General features: G+C 33.7%; 4 protein-coding genes. All 4 read left to right on the top strand.

All coding sequences use genetic code 11. The annotated features are described in order from the left end of the window. The first annotated feature begins 371 nt into the window (after positions 1-371). The 4 genes from EHQ70_RS05725 to EHQ70_RS05710 all read left to right on the top strand — a co-directional run bounded on the left by EHQ70_RS05725 (position 372) and on the right by EHQ70_RS05710 (position 4,058). Complete coding sequence (locus tag EHQ70_RS05725) at positions 372-584, top strand: AbrB/MazE/SpoVT family DNA-binding domain-containing protein (protein ID WP_100745171.1); 213 nt, start codon at positions 372-374, stop codon at positions 582-584. Next, entirely contained in the window at positions 584-982 is a 399-nt protein-coding gene (locus EHQ70_RS05720) for a type II toxin-antitoxin system death-on-curing family toxin (protein ID WP_135584401.1), read from the top strand. The genes EHQ70_RS05725 and EHQ70_RS05720 overlap by 1 nt, the downstream gene beginning before the upstream one ends. A gap of 202 nt (positions 983-1,184) precedes the next feature. Next, on the top strand, positions 1,185-2,150 hold the full coding sequence (locus EHQ70_RS05715) for a hypothetical protein (RefSeq protein ID WP_135584399.1): 966 nt from the start codon (positions 1,185-1,187) through the stop codon (positions 2,148-2,150). 1,404 nt (positions 2,151-3,554) lie between these two features. After that, complete coding sequence (locus EHQ70_RS05710) at positions 3,555-4,058, top strand: DUF4352 domain-containing protein (RefSeq protein WP_135584397.1); 504 nt, start codon at positions 3,555-3,557, stop codon at positions 4,056-4,058. Positions 4,059-4,239: the final 181 nt, after the last annotated feature.

The raw sequence follows: 4,239 nt of genomic DNA, 5'->3' as shown, positions 1-4,239 counted from the left end.
TCCAGTTCTTTCTTATTGTTAATATATTCTCGAACGGCACACTGCAACTAACAGCGTCTTAACGCTTCACTTCGGCACTCACGGCCTCGTTCGGCCTTCGGCAAATTTCCCGCTACCCTAACGCCTACTGCGCAGGCTCAGGGCGGGAAACTTCGTTAACACTAATTCGTTATACGACATAGCCTAAAAATCGATTGGGAATATCAAAATTAATCAGTATAAAGCATTCAAGAGAAGAAAATCAACGGTTTAGATTTATTCCCAAAACCAACTTTTTGTAAAATTTAATTAGTCTCGTAATTCAAAAAAATACCATTTTTTTGATTGAAATTGATTATACAATGTTATAACATTGTTAATACAGGCTCAATATGTTAAAAAAACTTGTGCAACACGGAAACAGCTCCGCTTTAGTTATCGAGAAACCTATTCTTGAACTACTAAAAATTGACCAAAACTCTACTCTAGAAGTTACTACTGACGGGAAATCATTGATCATCAAACCTATAGAAAAAAGTATTTCTAAATCTCTTGAAAAGATTAATAAAGCTCACGGTAAAACACTAAAAAAACTAGCTCAATAATGCTCGATGAAACTATCTTCCTCTCTATTGAGGATGTAATTCTCATACATAAAGATCAAATTGAATTGTATGGCGGAGCAGCTGATATCCGAGATCATGGACTCTTAGAATCGGCAATTAACCAACCAATGACTACTTTTGATGGTATAAGTTTACATCCTTCTGTATTTGATAAAGCTGCCGCATATTTATTTTATCTATGTAAAAATCATCCTTTTTTAGATGGAAACAAAAGAGTGGCCTTAGCTTCTTCACTCGTCTTTTTAGATATTAATGGATATGATATCCTTGATCCAAATGAAACTTTGTATGACTTCGTCATTGGAGTTGCAGAAGGAAAATTTAAATTAGAAGAGATTAAGAAAACTTTAGAATCTCTAGCACAGCTTAATATCTAACAATAGGCTACGTCGTATAACAGCGACTAACCGCTTCACTTCGGGACTTACGCCCTCGTTCGGTCTCCGACACATAGGCTTTTGGCACTCCTCTTGCTTACGCAAGCCTCGTGCCAATCCCTAACGTCCCGTCCGGGACTCAGGGCCAGCCTACGTCGGTTAGTCTAGTTCGTTATGCGCAATTTTAAAAATAGGATTGAATATGAAAAATCTGATAATCACGCTTGCTTTGCTTACAACATTAACTTGTTATTCAAAAATTTCCAATAATATCGTAATTGTTACTTCAAAAAATGGTGTATCCTTAAAAGCTGCTCCAGGAAATTCAGAAAAGACTATTACGAATATTTCAGAAGGTACTCACTTCAGAAAAATTCAAAATTCAGAAATTCAAATTGCAAATAGTGAAGAATGGATTGAAGTAACAAATGAAAACTATAATGGATATTTATTAAGTTCCCAAGTTAGCAGCTTAAAAATAATTCCTCAAACAAAAATTATTCCAGAAACACACTACAAAACTACGTGCACAAAAAATAACTATTCCATTACAAAATTGCCCACTTTTAATAATGTTACGAAAAATACACTCAAAAAATCAACAAATCACAATTCAAACATTACTATTTCTGAGAGATTAAATATTAAAAAAGAGCAAATTGTAACTTTCGATTTAGATCAAATTTACTCAAAAAATATTCCAGAGAAGCTGAAATTCATACCAGAAATAAAAAACTTCTTAGCAATTACCGAAATAACGGAAGCTAGGGAATATGAAAGAAAAGTAAATTTATTATACTTAAATTTAAATAGTAATATCTATTCCATTAACCTAAAACATCTAATTATAGAAAACGAATGTGAATCTTATGATGCATATAAGTTCTATGAAGAAGATCTTCCATTTATAGATTACTCTCTAATTGTTAGCGAATCTCCTTCTGGCTTAGACATAAGGTATCAAAAATTTAAATGCTCATATAAAGAAAGCCGAGATTTCCTTTCAACGGAAATTTTGGAATCTACATTAACGAAAGTCTCCATTGATGAATTCAATTTGATCCTAACAGAATATTGCTTTGAAGGAAATTTTCCTGATATAAATAGGGATAAAACAGAAAAAAGCAAGAGTATATTTGACAATTCTTATAAAGATTACTTTTTATAGTTAAAACTGCGCATAACAGCGACTAACCGCTTCGCTTCGGGACTTACGCCCTCGCTCGGTCTCCGACACATAGGCTTCTGGCACTCCCCTTGCCTGCGCAAGTGTCGTGACCAGTCCCTAACGTCCCTTTCCGGGACTCAGGGTCAGCCTACGTCGGTTAGTCTAGTTCGTTATTCGCAATGTGGTAAAATATTATTCATTAATATTAAAAATAAATTCTACGTAATTACTTGATAGATAAAATAGATCCACTTTTTAATAGTATGAGAAAAAAAAATTCTCTGATATATTCATAAAAGAATTACACGGACTATTCATAAATTCAACTTTGAAAGAACCTTAATCCATTCGTTTCAATTAAGTATGAAACTTATCAACCCTCTCAAATTTAAATCGAACTATCTAAAAAAAATAAAAGAATACTTCATTGCAATATTATTTGCTTTCCTATTATTAGGTTTCAGTTTTTTAGCAGTAAATTTCGTCTTTACTTGTTTTAAGGGTGAAATATTGTATGGAAGCCAAACAGAACAATACGGTCATATGCTACTTACTATATTTTTAGCATTCTCTTACTTACCTATTCTACTACTATGGATTTATAAACGAACGCGTGATTTAATCAATTTCAAAATAATCCTTACAGTAGTATCTATTGGCATATTAAATCCATATACATTATTCATATTTATTGGATGCCATTTGTACAGAGAATGTTTGTAGTCGACATGACTATACTCTTTCTTTATTTACCATATCCTGAGATATAATCATATTTAATTGAAAAAGAATTAATCTTAATAAATACCACACTGCGAATAACAGCGACTAACCGCTTCACTTCGGGACTTACGCCCTCGTTCGGTCTACGACACATAGGCTTTTGTCACTCCTCTTGCTTGCGCAAGCGTCGTGCCAATCCCTAACGTCCCTTTCAGGGACTCAGGGCCAGCCTACGTCGGTTAGTCTAGTTCGTTAGTTGCAATATGCTAAATTTCGTTCTCGTCACGTTTCTTTATTTTACCTTTTTATTTATACGAAATTCTGGATTAACAGTATATCTAACTCTTAACGCTTGTTGAACAAAGTCTCTCGTTGATTTACTTTGCTTCGTCTGTTGAAGAATTCTGGTGGGACTTCCAGTTCCATTTTACATACACTTTTTTACTCGTAAGGCATACTGCAACTAACAGCGTCTTAACGCTTCACTTCGGGACTGGCCCTCGTTCGGCCTTCGGCAAATTTCCCGCTACCCTAACGCCTTCTCCGAAGGCTCAGGGCGGGAAACTTCGTTAACACTAGTTCGTTATGCGAAATCGTTTTCAAAATTAAATATTATTTAATAACATTTGATACAAAATATTTTCTTATTGCTTTTCTTTAATAATATCATATAAAACTGCCGTGAACAAAAATCTTAAATATACAATCGCCCTCGCTATCTTCTTCCTTTTACCTTTCGTAAATTGTGCTTCGGTACAAGTTAACAGCTCTTCTGATAACGAATTAAAAACTGCTCAATTCACTACCCTTAACAAAAAAGAAACTTTCTGGTATGGATGGGGAAAAAAATCCTATTCTATTAAAAAAGAATTTCAGAACAAAATTACTTACCTTTCGATTAAAATTAAGGTCAAAAACAACAGCAAGGAACCTATTAGAGTTGATTTTTACAATACTAAACTAAAATTTAATGAAGATAAATTTCAAGACTCCTTTTGTGTTCACACGGAAACTTCCTATCCTGCTCTGTTTGAATTAATATTAGGTCTAGATAACGTTAAATCAAAAATTATACAACCGGATGACGAAGTTGTTAGAACAAATTATTATATTACAGAAATAGGTTCTAAGCCAAAAGAAATGATTTTTCTAGAAAACGGAAATTTTTCCCATATAATTGAATAAGCTTATCTTAAGTAGTTATATAATTACTATTTTTCCAGAGTAATTACTTTTCGAAAATTTAAATAATTTAGAAGAATCAGCTGTAAATTTTTAATAAAAACGACTTCGCATAACAGCGTCTTCCCGCTACGTTTCGGCACAAGGCCTCACTCGGCCTGCGGCAAATTCCCTTCCGTCACGC

This window comes from Leptospira congkakensis (genome assembly GCF_004770265.1).
Classification (GTDB): Bacteria; Spirochaetota; Leptospiria; order Leptospirales; family Leptospiraceae; genus Leptospira_A; species Leptospira_A congkakensis.
The sequence above is the reverse complement of the archived record's forward strand: the minus strand, read 5'-3'. Positions and strand labels throughout refer to the sequence as shown.

Coding starts and splice junctions, on each gene's coding strand:
- EHQ70_RS05725 (WP_100745171.1), top strand. CDS start 372: ATGTTAAAAAAACTTGTGCAACACGGAAACAGCTCCGCTTTAGTTATC.
- EHQ70_RS05720 (WP_135584401.1), top strand. CDS start 584: ATGCTCGATGAAACTATCTTCCTCTCTATTGAGGATGTAATTCTCATA.
- EHQ70_RS05715 (WP_135584399.1), top strand. CDS start 1,185: ATGAAAAATCTGATAATCACGCTTGCTTTGCTTACAACATTAACTTGT.